The organism is Rahnella rivi, assembly GCF_019049655.1.
GTDB lineage: Bacteria > Pseudomonadota > Gammaproteobacteria > Enterobacterales > Enterobacteriaceae > Rahnella > Rahnella rivi.
Genome location: NZ_JAFMOX010000060.1, coordinates 54,409 through 73,654 on the forward strand (window position 1 = coordinate 54,409; position 19,246 = coordinate 73,654).

General features: G+C 53.6%; 18 protein-coding genes. 6 read left to right on the plus strand and 12 right to left on the minus strand.

Annotation, left to right across the window (positions count from 1 at the left end; all coding sequences use genetic code 11):
• Window positions 1–160 precede the first annotated feature (160 nt).
• From galS to mglC, 4 genes are all read left to right on the plus strand, one after another.
• Window positions 161–1,204: an HTH-type transcriptional regulator GalS gene (galS, locus tag J1779_RS13355; RefSeq protein ID WP_056769186.1), complete on the plus strand. Its 1,044-nt coding sequence runs from the start codon at window positions 161–163 to the stop codon at window positions 1,202–1,204.
• 250 nt (window positions 1,205–1,454) lie between these two features.
• On the plus strand, window positions 1,455–2,453 hold the full coding sequence (mglB, locus tag J1779_RS13360; protein WP_056769188.1) for a galactose/glucose ABC transporter substrate-binding protein MglB: 999 nt from the start codon (window positions 1,455–1,457) through the stop codon (window positions 2,451–2,453).
• 228 nt (window positions 2,454–2,681) lie between these two features.
• A complete protein-coding gene (gene mglA / locus J1779_RS13365) occupies window positions 2,682–4,217 on the plus strand; it encodes a galactose/methyl galactoside ABC transporter ATP-binding protein MglA (protein WP_056769190.1) in 1,536 nt (511 codons plus the stop codon).
• Window positions 4,218–4,235: 18 nt separating this feature from the next.
• The gene (gene mglC / locus J1779_RS13370; protein WP_056769191.1) at window positions 4,236–5,246 is read left to right on the plus strand and encodes a galactose/methyl galactoside ABC transporter permease MglC; all 1,011 of its coding nucleotides are present in this window, start codon (window positions 4,236–4,238) and stop codon (window positions 5,244–5,246) included.
• A 107-nt stretch (window positions 5,247–5,353) separates the two neighbouring features.
• On the opposite strand, the gene sanA is transcribed toward mglC, so the two are convergent.
• The 9 genes from sanA to J1779_RS13415 all read right to left on the minus strand — a co-directional run bounded on the left by sanA (window position 5,354) and on the right by J1779_RS13415 (window position 14,068).
• Complete coding sequence (sanA, locus tag J1779_RS13375; protein ID WP_056769193.1) at window positions 5,354–6,277, minus strand: outer membrane permeability protein SanA; 924 nt, start codon at window positions 6,275–6,277, stop codon at window positions 5,354–5,356.
• A gap of 218 nt (window positions 6,278–6,495) precedes the next feature.
• The gene (locus J1779_RS13380; RefSeq protein ID WP_217203984.1) at window positions 6,496–8,193 is read right to left on the minus strand and encodes an NAD-dependent malic enzyme; all 1,698 of its coding nucleotides are present in this window, start codon (window positions 8,191–8,193) and stop codon (window positions 6,496–6,498) included.
• Window positions 8,194–8,343: 150 nt separating this feature from the next.
• A complete protein-coding gene (cdd, locus tag J1779_RS13385; RefSeq protein WP_122095603.1) occupies window positions 8,344–9,228 on the minus strand; it encodes a cytidine deaminase in 885 nt (294 codons plus the stop codon).
• Window positions 9,229–9,402: 174 nt separating this feature from the next.
• Complete coding sequence (locus tag J1779_RS13390; RefSeq protein ID WP_056769196.1) at window positions 9,403–10,137, minus strand: arginine ABC transporter substrate-binding protein; 735 nt, start codon at window positions 10,135–10,137, stop codon at window positions 9,403–9,405.
• Window positions 10,138–10,361: 224 nt separating this feature from the next.
• Entirely contained in the window at window positions 10,362–11,030 is a 669-nt protein-coding gene (gene artM / locus J1779_RS13395) for an arginine ABC transporter permease ArtM (RefSeq protein WP_056769198.1), read from the minus strand.
• The gene (artQ, locus tag J1779_RS13400) at window positions 11,030–11,746 is read right to left on the minus strand and encodes an arginine ABC transporter permease ArtQ (RefSeq protein WP_056769200.1); all 717 of its coding nucleotides are present in this window, start codon (window positions 11,744–11,746) and stop codon (window positions 11,030–11,032) included. The genes artM and artQ overlap by 1 nt, the downstream gene beginning before the upstream one ends.
• Before the next feature lie 12 nt (window positions 11,747–11,758).
• Window positions 11,759–12,490, minus strand: a complete 732-nt coding sequence (gene artJ / locus J1779_RS13405; RefSeq protein ID WP_056769202.1) for an arginine ABC transporter substrate-binding protein — start codon at window positions 12,488–12,490, stop codon at window positions 11,759–11,761.
• A 48-nt stretch (window positions 12,491–12,538) separates the two neighbouring features.
• The gene (gene artP, locus J1779_RS13410; protein WP_217204033.1) at window positions 12,539–13,267 is read right to left on the minus strand and encodes an arginine ABC transporter ATP-binding protein ArtP; all 729 of its coding nucleotides are present in this window, start codon (window positions 13,265–13,267) and stop codon (window positions 12,539–12,541) included.
• 219 nt (window positions 13,268–13,486) lie between these two features.
• Window positions 13,487–14,068, minus strand: coding sequence for a lipoprotein (locus tag J1779_RS13415; protein ID WP_122094727.1), 582 nt, complete (start codon window positions 14,066–14,068; stop codon window positions 13,487–13,489).
• A 177-nt stretch (window positions 14,069–14,245) separates the two neighbouring features.
• Between J1779_RS13415 and J1779_RS13420 the strand changes: the two genes are divergently transcribed.
• Together J1779_RS13420 and J1779_RS13425 are read left to right on the plus strand one after the other, a co-directional pair.
• Entirely contained in the window at window positions 14,246–14,572 is a 327-nt protein-coding gene (locus J1779_RS13420) for a heavy metal-binding domain-containing protein (RefSeq protein WP_056769207.1), read from the plus strand.
• Complete coding sequence (locus tag J1779_RS13425; RefSeq protein WP_217203985.1) at window positions 14,569–15,417, plus strand: N-acetylmuramoyl-L-alanine amidase; 849 nt, start codon at window positions 14,569–14,571, stop codon at window positions 15,415–15,417. Before J1779_RS13420 ends, J1779_RS13425 begins: the two co-directional genes overlap by 4 nt.
• A 22-nt stretch (window positions 15,418–15,439) precedes the next feature.
• Here the strand turns inward: J1779_RS13425 and J1779_RS13430 are convergent, their stop codons facing one another.
• The 3 genes from J1779_RS13430 to ltaE form a co-directional block, all read right to left on the minus strand.
• A complete protein-coding gene (locus J1779_RS13430; RefSeq protein WP_056769211.1) occupies window positions 15,440–16,474 on the minus strand; it encodes an NAD-dependent epimerase/dehydratase family protein in 1,035 nt (344 codons plus the stop codon).
• Window positions 16,475–16,628: 154 nt separating this feature from the next.
• On the minus strand, window positions 16,629–18,071 hold the full coding sequence (locus J1779_RS13435; RefSeq protein WP_217203986.1) for a DUF2867 domain-containing protein: 1,443 nt from the start codon (window positions 18,069–18,071) through the stop codon (window positions 16,629–16,631).
• A gap of 78 nt (window positions 18,072–18,149) precedes the next feature.
• Window positions 18,150–19,163, minus strand: coding sequence for a low-specificity L-threonine aldolase (ltaE, locus tag J1779_RS13440; RefSeq protein WP_072158017.1), 1,014 nt, complete (start codon window positions 19,161–19,163; stop codon window positions 18,150–18,152).
• Window positions 19,164–19,246 lie beyond the last annotated feature (83 nt).

Sequence of the window (19,246 nt, forward strand, 5' to 3'; positions counted from 1 at the left end):
ATGATTAGGATAGCGGTCGTGCCAGTCTGACGACCACTACTCTAATAAGGAAACGCCATGAGCACTTCACCTCGCTTCTCTTTATCTGCATTACTTACCTCCTGGGTGATTAATTTCCGTATTCCTCCTTACCAAACCCTGGCAGATCACGGAGCGACGCATGGTCACCATTCGTGATGTCGCCCGGCTCGCGGGGGTGTCAGTCGCCACCGTGTCCCGCGTTCTGAACAATCCTTCTATTGCCAGTAAAGAGGCGCGTGAACAGGTGCTGCGCGCTGTTGAAACCTTAGGTTACCGGCCAAATGCCAATGCCCAGGCGCTGGCGACCCAAAGCAGCGATACCATCGGTGTGGTGGTCATGGACGTGTCCGATCCCTTTTTTGGAGCGCTGGTGAAAGCGGTGGATACCGTCGCGCAGTTGCATCAAAAATATGTGTTGATAGGCAACAGCTATCATATTGCTGAAAAAGAAAGGCACGCCATTGAAGTGTTGATTCGTCAACGCTGTAACGCGCTGATCGTGCATTCCAAGGCGCTGGGCGATGACGAGCTGTCGCGCTTTATGGATCAGGTTTCCGGTATGGTGTTGATTAACAGGGTGATCCCCGGCTACGAGCACCGCTGCGTGTGGCTTAACAACGTCAGCGGCGCGGAAATGGCGACCCGTTTACTGCTTTCGCAGGGGCATCAGCGCATTGGTTACATCGGTTCCAGCCACGCCATTGAGGACGATGTGCAGCGTTATCAGGGGTATTTACAGGCGATGACGCAGCCGCTGACGCAGGCACATCAGACATCCGAGCCACCGCCTGCCATCTGGCGTGCGCAGGGGTCCCCGGATCTGCAGGGGGGCGAAGCAGCCATGGTGGAGTTGCTGGGGCGTAATCTGCACCTCAGCGCGGTGTTTACCTACAACGATTCAATGGCCGCCGGTGCCATGGCAGTGTTGAAAGAAAACGGAATTAATGTGCCGGCTGATTTTTCACTGGTGGGCTTTGATGATATTCCGATCGCCCGTTACACCAGCCCGAAAATGACCACAGTGCGCTATCCGATTGTTTCTATGGCGACCCTGGCGACCGAACTGGCGCTGAAAGGGGCGGCAGAACAGCTGTCAGAAGGCATTTCCCACTGTTTTATGCCGACGCTGGTCAGACGCCACTCGGTTGCGCCGTGGCAAAATGTGGCGCCCGTCACTTATTGATCAAATAACGCGATGTAACCGTTTTCAATCTGTGAGAACTTTCACAGTTTATTAACATCGCGCACATTATGATTCATTCGTTTTCAACATGATTCACTTTGAGTCCGGATCACCGGACTGGTTTCACAGCGAGTCAGGACGTGACAGGTCAAGGATGGCAGGCACCCACAAACATGATGTGGAACTGTACTGCTCCCGCATGGAGTTCCGGTGCCAAATTCTGTAACACCCTACATAACCGGAGATACAAATGAATAAGAAGGTCTTCACCCTGGCGACTCTGGCTGCAAGCATGATGTTTGGTTTTGCCGCGCATGCTGCTGACACTAAAATTGGCGTCACCATCTATAAATATGACGACAACTTCATGTCTGAAGTTCGTAAAGCCATCGAGAAAGATGCGAAAGCGACGCCAGATGTGCAACTGCTGATGAATGACTCGCAAAACAGCCAGTCCACCCAGAATGACCAGGTAGATGTAATGCTGGCGAAGGGTGTGAAGGCGTTAGCCATCAACCTGGTTGACCCGGCTGCAGCCCCGGTCATCATCGAGAAAGCCCGCGGCGCTGGCATTCCGGTTGTTTTCTATAACAAAGAACCTTCCCGTAAAGATCTCGACAGCTACGATAAAGCTTACTACGTCGGTACTGACTCTAAAGAGTCTGGCGTTATCCAGGGCGAGCTGATTGCTAAGCACTGGAAAGCGAACCCGGCCTGGGATCTGAACAAAGACGGCGTGATCCAATATGTGCTGATCAAAGGCGAGCCGGGCCACCCGGATGCTGAAGCGCGTACCAAGTACGTCATCAGTACCCTGAATGGCAAAGAAGGCCTGAAAACTGACCAGCTGCAACTTGATACCGCAATGTGGGATACCGCACAGGCGAAAGACAAGATGGATGCATGGTTGTCTGGTCCGAATGCTAACAAAATCGAAGTGGTTATTGCCAACAACGACGCCATGGCAATGGGCGCAGTAGAAGCACTGAAATCTCATAACAAATCCAGCATTCCTGTCTTCGGTGTGGATGCCCTGGCAGAAGCGCTGGCGCTGGTGAAATCCGGTGCGATGGCCGGTACCGTGCTTAACGATGCCAACAACCAGGCGAAAGCCACGTTTGATCTGGCAAGAAATCTGGCCGCAGGTAAACCAGCCGCCGATGGCACCAACTGGAAGCTCGAAAATAAAGTGGTTCGTATTCCTTACGTAGCGGTAGATAAAGACAATCTGTCTTCTTTCGTGAAATAAAAAAATACGGCACAAGCAGTAAAGACAGACAGCAATAAAAAACAAAGCTAAGCAGTGGCATAAATAATTGCGGTTAAGCCGTAAATAAAGACTAAGTGTTATTAGACGTTAATGCTTATCTGACAGGACGTCATGTCGCCCTGCGTGTGGTGAGTTTACTGACCGCACGCAGGGCTGACATCAGGTATTAATACACCCGTTTATTTTTATCTTTAGCCAGGTATAACTATGGCCGATAATTCGTTATCTGACACACCAACAGAAAAGCCGGACGAATTCCTGCTGGAAATGAGTGGTATCAATAAATCATTTCCTGGCGTCAGGGCGTTGGATAATGTGAATTTAAAAGTGCGCCCCAGCTCTATTCATGCCCTGATGGGTGAAAATGGCGCCGGTAAATCCACATTATTAAAATGCCTTTTTGGGATTTACAGCAAAGACTCCGGTACGATTCTTTTTCAGGGACAGGAAGTCAATTTTAAAAGTTCAAAAGAAGCGCTCGAAACGGGCGTGTCGATGGTGCATCAGGAATTAAACCTGGTGTTGCAACGTACCGTCATGGACAACATGTGGCTGGGACGTTACCCGACGAAAGGCATTTTTGTCGATCAGGACAAAATGTACAAAGACACTAAAGCGATTTTTGACGAGCTGGACATTGATATCGACCCGCGCGACAAGGTCGGTAAATTGTCCGTTTCGCAGATGCAGATGATCGAAATCGCCAAGGCGTTTTCCTACAATGCAAAAATCGTCATCATGGACGAACCCACTTCCTCGCTGACGGAAAAAGAGGTGAACCATCTGTTCACTATCATCCGTAAGCTGAAGGATCGCGGCTGCGGTATTGTGTATATCTCTCATAAGATGGAAGAAATTTTCCAGCTGTGCGATGAAATCACCATCCTGCGCGACGGCCAGTGGATCATCACGCAGCCGCTCGAAGGCCTCGACATGGATAAAATTATCTCCATGATGGTCGGTCGTTCACTGAGCCAGCGTTTCCCTGACCGCCTGAATGTGCCGGGTGAAGTTATCCTCGAAGTGCGCAATCTGACCTCAATGCGCCAGCCGTCGATCCGTGATATTTCCTTTGATTTGCACAAAGGTGAAATTCTGGGGATCGCCGGATTAGTGGGTGCAAAGCGTACGGATATCGTCGAGACGTTATTTGGTATTCGTGAGAAAGTCTCCGGAACCATTAAACTGCACGGCAAAAAAATTAATAATCACAGTGCGAATGAAGCCATTAACCACGGCTTTGCGCTGGTGACGGAAGAACGACGTTCAACCGGTATCTATGCGTATCTGGATATTGGTTTTAACTCGCTGATTTCAAATATTCGTCAATATAAAAATAAAGTCGGCTTGCTCGATACCGCCCGAATGAAAAGCGATACCCAATGGGTTATCGACTCCATGCGGGTAAAAACGCCGGGGCATAAAACCAGTATTGGTTCATTGTCTGGCGGGAATCAGCAAAAAGTCATTATCGGGCGCTGGTTACTCACCAAACCGGAAATATTGATGCTGGACGAACCGACGCGCGGGATTGACGTTGGGGCGAAATTTGAAATTTACCAGTTAATCACCGAGTTGGCGAAAAGAGAAAAGGGGATCATTATTATCTCCTCTGAAATGCCGGAGTTGCTGGGTATTACTGACAGAATATTGGTTATGAGTAATGGACAGGTTGCGGGTATTGTTGAAACCAAACATACCTCGCAGAACGAAATTTTACGCCTGGCTTCCTTGCATCTCTAATTTTTAAGGGTTCTTATTATGAAAGCATTAAATAAGAAAAGTGTGCTCACTTATTTAAAAGAGGGCGGGATTTATGTGGTGTTATTGGTCCTGCTGGCCATTATTATCATCCAGGATCCAAGTTTCCTCAGTCTGGTCAACTTAAGTAACATTCTGACGCAGTCTTCCGTGCGCGTTATTATCGCACTGGGCGTCGCGGGTCTGATTGTCACGCAGGGTACTGACCTGTCAGCCGGGCGTCAGGTGGGGTTAGCGGCCGTTGTCGCGGCCACCATGCTGCAGGCGATGGACAACGTAAACAAAGTCTTCCCGCATCTTGACGTGGTGCCGATCCCGCTGGTTATTCTGACCGTGTGTATCGTTGGCGCGCTGATTGGTTTGCTCAACGGCGTGATCATCGCCTACCTGAACGTGACCCCGTTTATTACCACCCTGGGCACCATGATTATCGTTTACGGGATTAACTCACTGTATTACGACTATGTGGGTTCCTCACCGGTGGCCGGTTTTGATCCGGGCTTCTCACAGTTTGCTCAGGGCTTTATCCATCTGGGGGGGCTGAAAATCTCCTACATCACCTTCTACGCGCTGATCGCTATCGGTTTCGTCTGGGTGCTGTGGAACAAAACCCGCTTTGGTAAAAACATCTTTGCTATCGGTGGTAACCCGGAAGCGGCCAAAGTTTCCGGCGTTAACGTTCCGTTAAACCTGATCATGATTTATGCGTTGTCTGGTGTGTTCTATGCGTTCGGCGGTTTGCTGGAAGCAGGGCGTATCGGCAGTGCGACCAACAACCTCGGCTTTATGTATGAACTGGATGCCATCGCAGCCTGTGTGGTCGGCGGCGTGTCATTCGCCGGTGGCGTAGGTTCTGTGGCAGGGGTGGTGACCGGGGTACTGATCTTCACCGTCATCAACTACGGCCTGACGTACATCGGCGTCAACCCGTACTGGCAGTACATCATCAAGGGCAGCATCATCATCTTCGCGGTAGCGCTGGATTCCCTGAAGTACGCCAAGAAGAAATAAGATATCAGGCAGTAAAAAGAAAGGCCGCTTATGCGGCCTTTTGTTTTGGCGAAGAAAGACGGTGTGTCACTCGCTCAGCCTTTGCTGGGGAGGGCGTGGTCCTGCGATCACTGCCTGAAAGGATTTCTGCCCACCGGTTTCGCCGGTTCGGGCTTCGCCGCTGGTTCAACCTCTTCGGTTTCATCCTGCGCCGCGTCATTCTCTTCCTGTTCCGTTTTCAGTCTTTGTGCTTCATCCGCCGCGGCTTTATCGGCTGCGGCTTTGTCAGCAGCGGCCTTTTCGGCTGCCGCTTTGGCGATGGCGGCTTTTTTCTCAGCTTCCAGTTGCTGCTGCAATGCCAGAACCTGCTCCGGCGTGACGGCAGGATAGCCCTGAGCATCATCGGGAACGTTGTGGATGGCAGGGATCGGGATCAGCGGGCCCAGGAAGCGCGGCTCGCGTTTGAGCAAATACAAATCCGTCAGCGCGCCGAGGCGGGCGAAGATCTCACGGCTGCGCACGCTGAGCATATTTTTCGGAGAAGGCACGGCGAAGCATTGCGCCTGAATGCCCATGTGCAGGGCGATAAACAGGGCGCGTTCGCAGTGGAAGCGCTGGGTGATAATGATGAAATCGTTGGTGTCGAACACCTTGCGGGTGCGCACGATGGAATCGAGGGTGCGGAAACCGGCGTAGTCGAGCACGATGTCGCTGGAAGGGATCCCGGCGGCGATCAGGTCACGACGCATGGTGCTCGGTTCGTTGTAACTTTGTTGTGCGTTATCACCGCTGAGCAGCAGATATTTTACTTTGCCGCTGTTGTAAGCGTTGATCGCGCCCTGGATCCGGTAGAGATAATACTGATTGATAACGCCGGTACGGTAGTATTTGGAGGTACCGAGCACCACGCCGACCTGACGGTGCGGTAACGACTGCACCTCGTCATAAATGTAGGGTTGCGTACGCAAACTGATCCACCGATCAAGCCCGATAGCGACCGCCAGCATCAGAATAAAGATGCCGGTAATGCCAGCTATAATTCGCTTAATCATAGTTATCCCTGTTTATGATCGGATGGAAATCGGATCCAAGGCTACTGTACCTGTCAGGGTGACGCAATACGTTGAAGTCTGCATCCTCGGGCTTCGCCGTTTTTTTCAGCGCTTTTCAGTGAATTACTTAGTGATATGCGTAGAGAGTTGCATTTTTCGCCAAAAAAAAGACCAATGCACAAGGCATTGGTCAGGATCAGGTCAGTCTGATTACTCCGTCAGAACGACGTACGTTTGTACGTGCGGTACTGAGGAGCCCAGAAGTTGTGTTCGATCGCTTTTGACAGCGTATCTTCTGAGGTTACCATCGCCACACCTTGCAGTTGCGCGGCTTTGGCGACTTCCATCGCGATACATTTTGAGACGCCCTGAATATCATCCACGTCCGGCAGCAGAGAACCCGTACCTTCGGTAGCGAGCGGGGAACACTCGGCCAGCGTGCGGCTGGCAGCCATCAGCATGCCATCGGTGACGCGGGTTGCGCCCGAGGCGATGACACCCAGCCCGATGCCAGGGAAGATGAAGGAGTTGTTGCACTGCGCGATAGGATAGAGTTTGCCTTTGTAATTGACCGGGGCAAACGGGCTGCCGGTGGCGACCAGTGCGGCACCGTCGGTCCAGTTCAGGATATCCGCCGGTGTGGCTTCCACGCGGGAAGTCGGGTTGCTCAGCGGCATGACCACCGGGCGCGCACAGTGTTTGTGCATCTCGCGGATGATCTCTTCGGTGAACAGCCCCGGCTGGCCGGAGACGCCAATAAGCACGGTAGGTTTGGCGTGGCGCACCACATCCAGCAGTGAAATGCTGTCATTTTCCATTCCCCAGCCGGTCAGCGTGCTGCTTTTTTGCGTCAGTTTGCTCTGGAAATCCAGCAGGTTCGGCAGTTTGTCGGTCAGTAAACCGAAACGATCTACCATGAAGACTTTCCCGCGCGCTTCTTCTTCACTCAGACCTTCGGATTTCATCTGTGCGACGATTTGCTCGGCGATCCCGCAACCGGCAGAACCGGCACCGAGGAACGCAACGGTCTGGTCACTCAGCTTGCCACCGGCGGCTTTGCTGGCAGCAATCAGGCTGCCCAGCGCCACGGACGCGGTACCCTGAATGTCATCATTAAAGCAGCACAACTCATCGCGGTAACGGGCGAGGATCGGCATCGCATTTTTTTGGGCGAAATCTTCGAACTGCAGCAGCACATTTGGCCAGCGAATTTTCACCGCCTGAATGAACTGATCCACAAAGGCATCGTACTCTTCGCCGGTGATGCGCGGATGACGCCAGCCCATGTACAGCGGGTCATTGAGCAGTTGCGGGTTATTGGTACCGGCATCCAGCACCACCGGCAGGGTATAGGCCGGGCTGATGCCACCACAGGCGGTATACAGCGACAGTTTACCGATCGGAATGCCCATGCCGCCGATGCCCTGGTCGCCCAGGCCAAGAATGCGTTCGCCGTCGGTCACGACCACCACTTTAACGTGCTGTTTGGTGGCGTTTTGCAACATGTCGTCGATGTGTGCGCGGTTCGGGTAGGAGATGAACAGGCCACGGGCGCGACGATAAATATCAGAGAAATGCTCGCAGGCTTCACCCACGGTCGGCGTGTAAATGACCGGCATCATTTCGCTGAGATGACTGTCCAGCAGACGGTAGAACAGCGTCTCGTTGGTGTCCTGAATGTTTCTCAGATAAATGTGTTTATCGATATCTGTTTTGAAATTCTGAAACTGACGGTAGGCGCGGTCTGCCTGCTCTTCAATGGTTTCCACCGCTTCGGGTAAAAGACCGTGGAGGTTGAAGTTGTTGCGTTCTTCTTCAGTGAACGCGCTGCCTTTATTCAGTAACGGAAATTCTAACAGGATAGGGCCGGCATGCGGGATATACAGGGGGCGTTTACTTTCGTATTCAAGTTCCATCGTTTTACTCTTCCGGTGCTCAGAATGTTAATTTTTATATTTTAGATGCATGAGGGTAACAGAGAGGAAACGGGGAATTCAAATCTGGCACTGTTATGTAACTAATGACTACGGTGACGTAGTCATTAGTGTTATGCCGATCACGAATTATCAGCAGGTCAGGGTGGTGACGTCCCCGCAACCGATGGCGTTGAGCGTGGCGCGGGTGGCGTCATTTTGCGTGATAAGCGCACCGGCGTTTTCCACCAGCACGGCGCGGCGTACTTTCAGGCAATCCTCACCGGACATATTCAGCAGGATCAGTGCCGCCTGGAGCGGAGGCAGGCCCGGGTTGAATGCGGCGTTTTCGGCGTAGCGGCCGCCAAACTGTTTGCCGCTGTGGGTTTCCAGCGCCACGCCGCTGTGCGACTGACTGTAAGGCGCATGGCTCTGATTGCAGGCATCCAGCGCCAGCTGAGCCAGTGAGTCAGCCCCTTCAAGCTGATAACCGTGATTGACCTTGTCCATCAGCAGGGTGGTGATGTCTAAATCTTTCGGCCCGAAAGAGTGCGGCAGATAATCGCCGAGTGTGGCGACATCACGATCCGGCAGATGGATATCCAGCGCCGTGCCGCTGGTCAGTTCGTTCATAAACTGACGGCAGTGGCCGCAAGGCGTGTAATTCACCGTGATGGAAGCCAGACGAGTTTCGCCGCGCAGCCAGGCATGCGTGACCGCAGACTGCTCCGCGTGAACGGTTTGCTGCATTGGCGCACCGGCGAACTCCATATTGGCACCGAAATAGAGGTTGCCGGAGATGCCGCGTGCAATCGCGCCGACGTGGAAATGCGATATCGGGGTAACGGAACAGGCCGCTGCCAGAGGTAACAGCGCAAAGGCCAGTGCGTCGTCGTCCAGTCCGGTCGCCTGTTTTACATGCGCAACGTCAGCCGCGGTGAGCATTGCCGGGAAGTCATCATGTCGTAAAAGCGGCTCAAGCGCGGAGGACAGATTTTCAGGGAGTGCCGCAAAGGCGGTGTGAAAACGTGCGTGCATAAACATTCGATCTCGAAGTAGTTACGGTTTCACAGTGTAGAAGTCATTTCATGAACTAAGTGTGACGGATGTCACTTTTTGAATGTAATAACTTTAGCTGGTTTGCATTTTTGAGAGATGTTACGCATAACAGCCGTCTTTTAAGACGGCTGTTAAAGAAGGATCAGACAGAAATCAGTGAGCGGGGAACCACTTGTCATTAATCTTCTGGAATTCGCCGTTCGCTTTAATGCCTTCGAGCGCCGTGTTCAGCTTCGCCAGCAGTTCCTTATTATCAGGACGCACTGCCATACCGACACCGGTACCAAAGTATTGCGGGTCTTTGATAAGCTCGCCAACTTCGCCTAAATTCGGGTTGGATTTCAGCCAGCCGTTCAGCACCGCCGTATCGCCCAGCAGGCCATCCAGACGACCACTTTTCAGATCCAGAATCGCATTCTGATAGCTGTCATAACCGACGGTGGTGATTTCAGGGTGTTTTTCCATCAGGTATTTCTGGTGCGTGGTGCCATTTTCCAGCCCGACACGTTTGCCTTTCAGATCGGCCATTGAAGAGAATTTGCCCTTCGGCCCGATGATCATTGCGGTATTGGCGTAGTACGGTTGAGTAAACGTCACCTGCTTGCTGCGCTCTTCGGTGATATCCATCCCGGAGATGATCACGTCAAAACGACGGAATTTCAGTGCCGGGATCAGGCCGTCAAAAGGCTGATTGGTAAAGGTGCAGGTTTCCTGCATCTGCTTACACAGCGCGTTCGCCAGATCGATATCAAAACCAATAATCTGATTGTCAGCGCCGATCGATTCAAACGGCGGATAAGTCGCCGATGTGCCGAAACGAATCGTATCCGCAGCGGTGGCGGCAAAAGCAGTGGCAGACAAGAGGGCAGCGAGGATCAGCTTTTTCATGCAATACATTCCTGTTCAAAAAATGACATTCCCTTCATGATACAGTTTACTGATTTTATTAATGTAATCGGCTAACTGGCAGGAAGTGAGGCTTCGTTTAAAGTGCCATTAAATGAATTTATATGCAATAAATTTGATTAAAAAATTATAAAGCAGAATGTGCACCGAAATTTGGATGTAAAAAAAGGGACGATTTCTCGTCCCTTTCGTTTTGCATATCAGAATCAGTTGCGGCGTTCAAAGGCCAGCGCGCGGCGTTCTATCAGACGCATCATCAGGGTCAGTAACCCGTTAACGCAAAGATAGACCAGGCCTGCGGCGCCAAACACCATCACATCGTAGGTGCGGCCATACATCAGCTGGCTGTGGCCCATTACATCCATCAGGGTGATGGTGTAAGCCAGTGAGGTACTTTTAAAGACCAGCACCACTTCATTGGAATAGGACGAGAGTGCACGTTTAAACGCGTACGGCAGAAGAATGCGCAGGGTTTGCGGTTTCGACATGCCTAGCGCTTCACAGGATTGCCACTGGCCGGACGGGATGGCCCGCACCGCGCCGGTAAACAGCTGCGTGGTGTACGCGGCGCTGTTCAGCGCCAGCGCAAACATCGCGCAAAGCCACGGCTGTGACAGCACTTCCCACAACCAGGGAATTTCACGGATCGACGGAAACTGGCCCGGACCGTAGTAAATCAGGAAGATTTGTACCAGCAGCGGGGTACCTGTAAACAGCGTGATATAGGCTTTCACGATCTGGCTGACGACCGGCACTTTCAGCGTCAGGATCACGGTAAACAGCATGGCCAGTATCAGCGCCACAACCAATGCTGCCACGGTCAGCGTCAGGCTGGTGTGCAATCCTTTGAGGACTTCAGGTAAATATTCCCACATCACGAAGCACTCCGTTCAAAGCGGGTGGTACGCAGTTCGATGCGTTTAATCACGAACTGGCTGAACAGGGTGACAAGCAGATAAATGCAGGCCGCAATCACGTACCAGGTAAACGGCTCCTGAGTGCGGGTCGCAATGCTTTTGGTTTGCAGCATCAGATCGTTCACGCTGATAAGCGACACCAGCGCGGTGTCTTTCAACAGCACCAGCCACTGATTACTCAGGCCCGGTAACGCGTGACGCCACATTTGCGGCATGATCAGGCGAAAGAAAATCGCCGATTTTTTCATGCCCAGCACCTGACCGGATTCCCACTGGCCCTGCGGTACGGCTTTCAGCGCGCCACGCAATGTCTGCGAGGCATAGGCGGAATAGAGCAGGGAAAGGGCGATCACGCCACAAACGAACGGGCTGACTTCGAAGTTCTCGATGGGCAACTTGATCGGAATGGCAAACAGGCCGAGGTTGATGCTAAAGCCATCGGCCAGCACCATCAGCAACTGTGAGGAGCCGAAATAGATGAACAGCACCACCAGAATTTCCGGCAGGCCGCGCAGCACGGTGACCCACGCGGTGCCCAGCCAGCTGAGCGGCTTCCAGGGTGCGGATTCCCAGACAGCGAAAATCATCGCCAGCACCAGGCCGAGGATCAGCGCACAAACGGCAAGGCCGACGGTCATCCCGGCGGCGCTGGCTAAAGGTTGGAATTCATTCATTGATAGGCAAACTTATTGCTGGAACCATTTTGAATACAGCGTCTTGTAGGTGCCGTCAGCTTTGACTTTCGCCAGTGCATCATTGAGCTTCGTCAGCAATTCGGTATTGTTCTGACGAACAGCAACACCCAGACCGGTACCGAAGTAAGTCGCGTCAGTGATTTTGTCACCCACGGCGGCCAGGTTTTTGTTCTGCTTGAGCCACTCGTTGACCACGGCTGTATCACCGAACACCGCGTCCAGACGACCATTTTTCAGATCCAGCACGGCATTCTGATAGCTGTCATAAGGCACAGCGGTGATTTCAGGGTGCTTATCCATCAGGTATTTCTGATGCGTGGTGCCGTTTTGCATACCGACACGTTTGCCTTTCAGCGCAGCGACGTCAGTGAACTGGCCGGAGTGCGCGATGAACAAGGCGGAGTTGTCGTAGTACGCGTTGGTGAACGCCACTTGTTTCTGGCGCTCAGGGGTGATGTCCATACCGGAGATAACAGCGTCAAAACGACGGAATTTCAGGCTTGGGATCAGGCTGTCGAATGCCTGGTTAGTAAAGGTACAGGTCGCCTGCATCTCTTTACACATGGCGTTCGCCAGATCGACATCAAAGCCCTGGATCTGGTTACTGGAGTCTACAAACTCAAACGGAGGATAAGACGCTTCCATCGCGAAACGGATGGTGTCAGCAGCGCTGGCTGACAAACTGACGGTAGCCAGAACCGCGGCAATTACTAATTTTTTCATCGCTAACTCCGTAGAAAACATCAATTAATGTATTTATAGACAACCAAATTAATGGGACAGGTAGCTGGCAAACTCTTTGGTTTGCGGCTGGGCGAAAACAGAGGCGTCGCCTTGTTCCACGATCCGTCCGTTTTCCATGTACACCACGCGGCTCGCGGTTTTACGCGCGACTTCCACTTCGTGGGTCACGATAACCTGAGTAATGCCGGTGCCAGCCAGTTCACGAATAATGCTGACGATCTGGGCGGTGATTTCCGGGTCAAGCGCGGCGGTCGGTTCATCAAACAGCAGAACCTGAGGCTCCATCATCAGCGCACGGGCAATGGCCACACGCTGTTGCTGGCCACCGGAAAGATGCAGCGGAAAACGATCGGCATAATCAGTCAGTCGCAGACGGGTCAGCAATTTCTGAGCGCGTTGCACCGCCACCTCTTTGGTCAGACCCAATACACGCATCGGGGCTTCCAGTAAGTTGTCGAGCACGGTGCGGTGCGGCCACAGATTGTATTGCTGGAAAACCATGCCGACATTCTGACGCAGTTCGCGGATCGCTTTTTCATCCGGTTTGCGGGTGAAATCGAAGGTGTTACCGGCGATTTGCAGTGTGCCTGAACGGGGCATTTCCAGCAGGTTCAGAACACGTAACAGGGAGCTTTTGCCTGCACCACTTGGCCCAAGTAAAACCAGGGTTTCACCGGCGGGACAATTGAGCTGGATGTCAAAAAGCGCCTGATGCACGCCGTAGAAGCAGTTGATGCTATTAAGTTGAATACTCATGCGCAAATAGTGAATAGCCATTGATGCCGCAGATGGTAACTTCCACAGCATAGTTATGCAACGATCGCGGCTTAAAAATTATCTGTAGCCGCAGGAATGCCAAAGTGTAGCACAAGATATTGTTGCATCACTGTGACGCAGATGTTGGTCAATGATGTTATTCACCCTTGACCAACATTATGCATACGCGTTATTGCGTTTATTCAGGAAAGGATAATGTTACTGATTTTCCAAAACCTGACGCAAAGTGCCGCTTGAGGCGAAGTCGAGATCGGCCATGTAACGGACGTCATCGACAGTCCAGCAGGTGCCTTCGCGCACCATCAGAACTTCATCTTTCCAGGTGCTGGAGGCGCCTTTGTCTTTCTCATGCGTGAAAGTCACGCGCAGAGGAATATTGCGGGCATCGGTATTAGGAATGGTCGAGGCGCTGTCTACAGAGGCGGAGGTCGGCCCGTCAAACAGGCTGGAGAACACGTCGCCATCACCGGAACCGGCACCGGCTTTCTCGTTCGGAGAGGCGGCGATATCGACTTTCGGCTGGGACTGCGCTTTTTGCAGCGCGTTATACAGACCGGTGCTCAGGTAAGGGCGGTAGGCGGCCAGCTGGCTGGAATTGGGTACACCGCTGCCGCCTTGTTTAATGCGGAAATCGTAAAATTGCTGGGCAACGCTGTCCGGGCCGCCGTCGATGCAGGGAGCCGCGCGGCTGCCGATATCCTTATACGCAGGTTCGACCGTGGTACAGGCGCTGAGCATCAGCACCAGCGGGATGGTGGCGGCAAGAATTTTCTTTTTCATTGTATTCCTTACTGAAAGATTGAACGTTTTCACCATGACTTTCTTTACCATACAGTATAAAACCGATTTGGCTTAATGCATGGCGAAGAGAAAATGATACGTTTTTCCCCTGCGCATACTTTATGCTATTCAGGCGCTTTTAAATGAATCCCGGACGACAACTGATAAGGAATACTCATGCAAATTTCAACGACTCCGACGCTGGAAGGTTTCATCATTGCGGAATACTGCGGCGTGGTGACCGGTGAGGCGATTTTAGGTGCCAATATTTTCCGCGATTTTTTCGCCGGTGTGCGCGATATCGTCGGCGGACGTTCCGGGGCTTATGAGAAAGAGCTGCGTAAAGCCCGTGAAATCGCGTTCAGCGAGCTGGAAGAACAGGCCAAAGAGCGCGGAGCGAATGCGGTGGTCGGCGTGGATATCGATTACGAAACCGTGGGTAAAAACGCCAGTATGCTGATGGTCAGCATCTCCGGCACCGCTGTGATTGTGCATCGCAAATGATGTGCCGTGGCCTGAAGGCCGGTGCGTGCGCGGCCTTGCTGCTCCTGCTGGCCGGTTGCCAGAACGGCAGCCCGTCAGCGGTGAACTCACCGTTCCGGCTGGAAACGACTCATCAGGCACAGGGCGCGGATCAGCGGGTCCGCTTTCTGGTGATCCATTACACTGCTGAAGATTTCCACAACGCATTAACGACCCTTACCGATGAACACGTCAGCGCGCATTACCTGATCCCGGCCAAACCGCCGCTGGAACAGGGCAAGCCGGTGGCGTGGCAACTGGTGCCGGAAGAGATGCGCGCGTGGCATGCGGGGGCCAGCGGCTGGCGCGGGCGGACCAATTTGAACGATACGTCTGTCGGCATTGAGCTGGAAAATAAAGGCTACAGTAAACATTTGCTGGGCAAGAAGTTTTATCCTTTTCCGCCTGCACAAATCGATCTGCTGGCTAACCTGAGCAAAGAAATTGTTGCGCGCTATCAGATAGAGCCGCGCAATGTGGTGGCACACAGCGATATTGCGCCGCAGCGTAAAGACGATCCCGGTCCGCTGTTCCCGTGGCAGGAAATGGCTCAGCGCGGAGTTGGCGCATGGCCGGACGCCGGTATCGTGCAGGCCAGACTCGCCGGGCGCGATCCGCAGCAGCCGGTTGATCAGGCACAGCTGCTAGCCTTGCTGAAACAGTACGGTTATACGGTGACGGATGACATGACGCAGGCCCAGCAACGCCGGGTAATTGCCGCGTTTCAGATGCATTTCAGGCAGAGCGACTACCGCGGCAATGCCGATGCACAAACTCAGGCGATTGTGCAGGCGTTATTGCAGCAGTTTCCGGATAAGAATGACTGAGAAAAGCGGCTGACGAGAAGGGTCAGTCGCGTTTCGGGCCGATGCCGTGCAGGCCCTGAAGTTTGCCGTGATCACGCAGCCAGTCGGCGGTGCGGATAATCCCCTGATCGAGCGAAATCACCGGTACATAGCCGAGTTCTTTCTGTGCGCGCCGGGTATCAAGTGTCAGATCAAAATTCAGTTTTGCCACGCTGTAATGCGTCAGCACCGGCTCTTTATGCGAGCTTTTGCTGATGCGCTCCATGCCGCGCGCCATCACATCCAGCAGCGGGTAGGGCACAGAACGGATGCGGTATTTGATGTCCAGATTTTCCATCAGCTGCCTGACCAGCGTGCGCAATGGCCGCGGTTGCTGGTTGGTGATGTTGAATGCCCGCCCCGATTCTGTCGCGTCAGTCTGCGTCGCCAGCCACATAGCATGAACGGCATTTTCGACGTAGGTCATGTCAACCAGCGCTTCCCCCCCGCGTGGCAGCATCAGCGTGCCGCCGTATTTCAGCATTTGCAGCAGGCGCGGCAGCAGCACGTTATCGTGCGGCCCGAACAGGCCCTGCGGACGCAAAATGGTGAAATGGGTTTGCGGGTTGGAGAGCGCCAGTGTGTGGATCACCTGTTCTCCGGCCGCCTTACTGCGGGCGAAAGAGTTGGCGAAGCGGTGAGGGCGGAAGTCTTCCTGAATATCGCGGTGATGATGAAAATCGAAGTAGATGGCCGGGGAGGAAATGTGGACGAAGTTTTCCACGCCATAGGCCGCCGACCACTCTCCAAGACGTCGCGTAGCGCGCACGTTTGCCAGTTCGAATTCCTTTTCACTGCCCCACGGCGACATCAGTCCGGAACAGTGCCAGACGGTATCGATGTCGGCGAGCAGCGCTTTAGCCTGCGAAGACACCAGGGTGGTGAGATCGGCATGAATAAATTCCGCACCGATTTTCTGCAAAAGTGAGCCCATCGCGGCGTTGCGACCCGTCGCCCTGACGCTGATGCCTTTATTACGCAGAAACTCGACCGCGTTGCGCCCAAGGCCGCTGCTCGCGCCGGTGACCAATACCTTCATAAACAGGCCAATGCCTTCATAAATGGAGAAAAATTGTTGTCAGCTGTGAAGTGATGACACCCCGCAGCAATAAGGGTGCCATTCTTTCGTGAATTTGTGCGGCTTGCAATGGGAAAGGGGGTGAGCAATGTCTGAAAGCGCGTAAAATAACCCTTTATCGCCCGCAACGATCTTTCTGTCGCGCAAGGCTGGCGATACGTTTTGCCATTCCGCGGAAAATAAACTGATGGGCGGGCATCATGCTGAACCAGTAGAGCAGGCCACGGAAACCGGCGGGATGCCACCAGGCACGCACATCCAGGCTGCGGCTTTCGCCGTTATCAGTGATGGTAAAGGTCAGCCGCCCCAGCCCCGGTGCTTTCATACCAAAAAGCAGCACCAGTTCGCGCTGTGGTTTCAAACCAATCACTTTCCAGCCATCAATTTTGTCACCCGGCTTAAGGAAATCGCGTTCGGGGCGGCCATATTTCACTTTGCCGCCGAGCAAATCATCCATTCTCGCCCGTGTTTTCCATAAGCCGTTGGCATAAAAATACCCTTCGCTGCCACCCAGTTGCTGCACCACTTTCCACAACGCGGCTTTTGAGGCAGACGTTTCCAGAGTAAATCCGGCCTGTTTCGGGTAATAGCCGTAGCCTGCGCGCCAGCGTTCACGGGCGTCGGCGTCGTATCCCCAGTCGGGTGAATCCATCACCTGCTGCTGTTCTTTTTCCAGCGTAGTGTGGATCGCCTCATCGACGGGGATCAGTTCTTGTGGGATCAGCTGTTGCAGTGGCGCGCTGTCGGCTGGGAGATCGTGCTTCAGCCCCTGAATAAGCGCTTTTGCCAGCGGTGTCGGTACCGAGGTGATCAGGCTGAGGAAATAGACGGAGACGAACGATGTCGGCATCGGCAGGGGGATCAGCCAGCGGCGCTTTCCGCTCATGGCGATAAAGCGTTCGAACAGCGTCTGATAGCTGATGTACTCCGGCCCGGCAGCCTCGAGAATGCGATTGCCATGCGCAGGTAACGCCACCAGTTCGCGCAGATACACAAGCAGGTTTTCCAGTGCCAGGGGGGAAGATTTTGAGCGAACCCAGCGCGGCGGCGTGAGAACCGGCAGGTTATACACCATGTCGCGCATCACTTCGAACGCCGCCGACCCTGCGCCAATCACGATGCCCGCACGCAGTTCGGTCACCGGAATATGGCTCATACGCAGGAGATCGCCGGTGAGTTTACGTGCCTGTAAATGCGGAGAATCGCTGTCTTCCGGCTGCATCGAACCGAGGTAAACAATGTGTTTGATCGACGACTCTTTCAGCGCCAGCAAGGTGTGCTGGGCTGCCTGCCGCTCTTTTTCCAGCAGATCGTCGTCTTCCGTCATGGCGTGAACCAGATACACCAGTACGTCGGCCCCTTCAAAGGCCGCAGCCAGCGTTTTACTCTGGTAGACGTCGGCAAAACAACAGCGGACGTTTTGCCATTTCTGTTGTTGCAGCCATTCAATGCGGCGCGCGGCGGCTGTGACCTGAAAACCGTTTTGGCTCAGGTGGGCAGTCAGGTGTTGGCCGATGTATCCGCTGGCACCGAGTATGACGATCCGTGGCATGTGCATAATCCGTTTTGCTAGGGGTAAAAGGAATCATGGAAATGCGGCAATAACCCGGAGATTATCGCCGCAGGCTGGCAGTGGTCAGGCGTGCTGGTGCAGGAATTCCTGCCACAGTGCGACGACTTTTTGCAGATCTTCACGGCTGATGTTGATGTGGGTGAGCACGCGCGTCAGCGGTCCGGCGCTGATGATCACGCCGCGTTCACGCATCCACGGGCCCATTTTGGCCGCCAGCTCAGCGCTTTGTCTGATGTACAGCACGTTGGTTTGCGCACCCGGCTCTGCGATTTCCACGCCGATTTTGGTCAGCTCTTCTGCCAGCCACTGAGCGTTATCGTGATCGTCCTTGAGCCGCGCAACGTTATTTTCCAGCGCATAGATCGCCGCTGCTGCCAGAATGCCGGACTGGCGCATGCCGCCGCCGGTCATTTTACGCCAGCGGTTAGCGCGGTGGATGTACTCTTTGCTGCCGACCAGCAGCGAGCCGATCGGCGCACCCAGACCTTTTGAAAGGCAGATGGTCAGGGTATCGCAATATTGGGTGATTTCGCGTAACTCAACGCCCTGAGCCACGGCGGCATTCATGATGCGTGCCCCGTCGATGTGCAGTGCCAGCCCTTTTTCACGGGTCAGCGCGTAAGCTTTTTGCAGATAATCGAGCGGAAGCACTTTACCGCTGTGCGTATTTTCCAGGCTCAGCAGGCGCGTGCGGGCGAAATGGATGTCATCAGGTTTGATGGCGGCGGCGATTTTATCCAGCGCAATGGAGCCGTCGGCGGACATATCCAGCGGTTGCGGCTGGATGCTGCCGAGTACCGCAGCGCCACCGGCCTCATACATATAATTGTGGGCTTTCTGGCCTACGATATACTCTTCGCCGCGCTGACAGTGGGTCAGTAATGCCACCAGATTTGCCTGGGTGCCGGTCGGTAAAAACAGTGCGGCTTCTTTACCACACATTTTTGCCGCCAGCGCCTGTAAAGCATTTACCGTTGGGTCATCGCCGTAGACATCATCGCCGACTTCAGCATGGGCCATGGCCTGACGCATCGCTTCACTGGGGCGGGTTACGGTATCACTGCGTAAGTCGATCAACGTGGGCTTCCTTCTGCTGTGTTTTTAGAATGTAAGATCAGACGGGCTGAGAGCCCGCCTGACCTTCCACTATAGCCCTGTCA

What these genes read in the sequence shown, in the direction of transcription:
- galS (WP_056769186.1), top strand. Translation starts at nt 161, where the DNA reads ATGGTCACCATTCGTGATGTCGCCCGGCTCGCGGGGGTGTCAGTCGCC.
- mglB (WP_056769188.1), top strand. Translation starts at nt 1,455, where the DNA reads ATGAATAAGAAGGTCTTCACCCTGGCGACTCTGGCTGCAAGCATGATG.
- mglA (WP_056769190.1), top strand. Translation starts at nt 2,682, where the DNA reads ATGGCCGATAATTCGTTATCTGACACACCAACAGAAAAGCCGGACGAA.
- mglC (WP_056769191.1), top strand. Translation starts at nt 4,236, where the DNA reads ATGAAAGCATTAAATAAGAAAAGTGTGCTCACTTATTTAAAAGAGGGC.
- sanA (WP_056769193.1), bottom strand. Translation starts at nt 6,277, where the DNA reads ATGATTAAGCGAATTATAGCTGGCATTACCGGCATCTTTATTCTGATG.
- J1779_RS13380 (WP_217203984.1), bottom strand. Translation starts at nt 8,193, where the DNA reads ATGGAACTTGAATACGAAAGTAAACGCCCCCTGTATATCCCGCATGCC.
- cdd (WP_122095603.1), bottom strand. Translation starts at nt 9,228, where the DNA reads ATGCACGCACGTTTTCACACCGCCTTTGCGGCACTCCCTGAAAATCTG.
- J1779_RS13390 (WP_056769196.1), bottom strand. Translation starts at nt 10,137, where the DNA reads ATGAAAAAGCTGATCCTCGCTGCCCTCTTGTCTGCCACTGCTTTTGCC.
- artM (WP_056769198.1), bottom strand. Translation starts at nt 11,030, where the DNA reads ATGTGGGAATATTTACCTGAAGTCCTCAAAGGATTGCACACCAGCCTG.
- artQ (WP_056769200.1), bottom strand. Translation starts at nt 11,746, where the DNA reads ATGAATGAATTCCAACCTTTAGCCAGCGCCGCCGGGATGACCGTCGGC.
- artJ (WP_056769202.1), bottom strand. Translation starts at nt 12,490, where the DNA reads ATGAAAAAATTAGTAATTGCCGCGGTTCTGGCTACCGTCAGTTTGTCA.
- artP (WP_217204033.1), bottom strand. Translation starts at nt 13,267, where the DNA reads ATGAGTATTCAACTTAATAGCATCAACTGCTTCTACGGCGTGCATCAG.
- J1779_RS13415 (WP_122094727.1), bottom strand. Translation starts at nt 14,068, where the DNA reads ATGAAAAAGAAAATTCTTGCCGCCACCATCCCGCTGGTGCTGATGCTC.
- J1779_RS13420 (WP_056769207.1), top strand. Translation starts at nt 14,246, where the DNA reads ATGCAAATTTCAACGACTCCGACGCTGGAAGGTTTCATCATTGCGGAA.
- J1779_RS13425 (WP_217203985.1), top strand. Translation starts at nt 14,569, where the DNA reads ATGATGTGCCGTGGCCTGAAGGCCGGTGCGTGCGCGGCCTTGCTGCTC.
- J1779_RS13430 (WP_056769211.1), bottom strand. Translation starts at nt 16,474, where the DNA reads ATGAAGGTATTGGTCACCGGCGCGAGCAGCGGCCTTGGGCGCAACGCG.
- J1779_RS13435 (WP_217203986.1), bottom strand. Translation starts at nt 18,071, where the DNA reads ATGCACATGCCACGGATCGTCATACTCGGTGCCAGCGGATACATCGGC.